The sequence below is a fragment of the Desulfovibrio sp. 1214_IL3152 genome, assembly GCF_036763055.1.
Taxonomy (GTDB): domain Bacteria; phylum Desulfobacterota; class Desulfovibrionia; order Desulfovibrionales; family Desulfovibrionaceae; genus Desulfovibrio.
This window is the reverse complement of the sequence record NZ_JBAIYW010000173.1, coordinates 1-1,632: the sequence shown is the minus strand read 5'-3', so window position 1 is coordinate 1,632 and position 1,632 is coordinate 1. Positions and strand designations below refer to the sequence as shown.

Sequence of the window (1,632 nt, the reverse complement as noted above, 5' to 3'; positions counted from 1 at the left end):
CCTGGCTGCGCGTCAGGCTGCGGCTGCTGTGGGGCAGGGACAGCTCATGCAGGCATGGGACAAGGTTTTTCTGGCCCACGGCATGTCCACGGCCCAGGTGCTGCTGACCCGTGACGACCTTCGCGCGCGCCAGCGCTTTCTTAATGCCCGCAACACCTTTGCCGAGCTGCTGCATTGGGATGTGCTGCCCATCGTTAATGAAAACGACACGGTATCCATCAGCGAACTGAAGTTTGGCGACAATGACTGCCTGGCGAGCCTGCTTATCAATCTGGCGGAAGCCGATCTTTTCATCAACCTGACGTCTTCGTCGGGCGTGCTGGCGGCTGATCCGCAAAAATATCCCGACGCGCCCGTTATGGACCATATTGATGATGTGGCAACGCTGGATCTGGGGCGGCTTTGCGGGGGCAAAACGCTGGTGGGTACAGGCGGCATGTATTCCAAGCTGCTGGCGGCGCGTCGTGCCGCACAACTGGGCGTACCCACGCTGATTTTGCCCGGCCGTGAGCCCTGGGTTATCAGCCGGGCTTTTGCCGCTGCCGGGGTATGCCCCGCGCCTGAGGGGCATGAGCCGTTTACGCGTGGAACCTGGGTGAGATCCGGCCGGCAAGCCATTACGCGGCGCAAATTCTGGCTGGCCTATCAGTCTGATCCTGCGGGCAGCGTGCATGTGGACGACGGCGCTGCCAAAGCCTTGCTGCACAAGGGCAGCAGTCTGCTGCCCGGCGGCGTGTGCGCGGTGGAAGGAATTTTTCAACGCGGGGGCCTTGTGCGCGTACTGCACAAGGGAAAAAGCCTCGGCGTGGGACTTTCCAACTACAGCGCGCCGGAACTCAAGAAAATTATGGGGCTGAAGCGCCACGAGGTGGCGGCCATTCTTGGCGATGCCCATTACCCGGAAGTCATACACAGGGATAACCTGCTGCTGGATGCGGCCGTCTGATGCCCTGTCGGCGCGGGCCGGGTTCGCGCTGTGGCCTGAGTGACAAGGAACTGGCTTGTGCGCCGGAAGGCCGCAGACAGTGGCACAGTGTGCCGCGGTGCCGCAGATCACGCATATGCGGGCAAGGACAGTGTGGGACCGGGGCCGTGCGAGACCGGGACTGGAGGTTCCACAAGGGCTGTGGAAAGGTTCTGCTTCTTGAAAATGCTTGTCCGCCGGGCAACAGCGACATTTTACTATGTATAAAGGCCCCGCAAGGGGCCTTTTTATGGCGTGTAGTCAGTTGCGCTGCGGAGCGGGACGCAGGGGAATGAGCGGGCCGAGATCTATGCCCGTTATATCCACAAGGGCGCGGTACGGATAAATTTCTACGCCGCACGACAGCGCGTCATAGAAAAGTCGTGCGTATTCAGGGTCGATAAAGTCTGCCGGGGCAAAACAGCGGCCGTCCGGGCGCTGCACAAGGTAAAGCATGGCGGCGCGCTCGCCTTGAGCCACAATATCCATAAGCTCGCGCAGATGTTTTTGCCCGCGTTCGCTGGCCGCATCGGGAAAACAGGCGGCGTCGTCTTCCATCATGGTGACGTTTTTGCACTCTACCCACAGGGGCGGCTGGCCTGGTCCCGTGAGCAGGCCGTCCAGGCGGCTCTGACCGCGTTTGGCCTCGCGGACAAGGCTGGTGTAGC

At 61.4% G+C, this 1,632-nt stretch carries 2 protein-coding genes; one reads left to right on the top strand and one right to left on the bottom strand.

The window, feature by feature from the left end; genetic code table 11:
- Positions 1–946: glutamate 5-kinase (proB, locus tag V6C07_RS03630; protein WP_333535011.1), on the top strand; the 946-nt coding region annotated here is incomplete at its 5' end.
- Between the two features lie 279 nt (positions 947–1,225).
- Here the strand turns inward: proB and V6C07_RS03625 are convergent.
- Positions 1,226–1,632: DNA/RNA nuclease SfsA (locus tag V6C07_RS03625; protein ID WP_333535010.1), on the bottom strand; the 407-nt coding region annotated here is incomplete at its 5' end.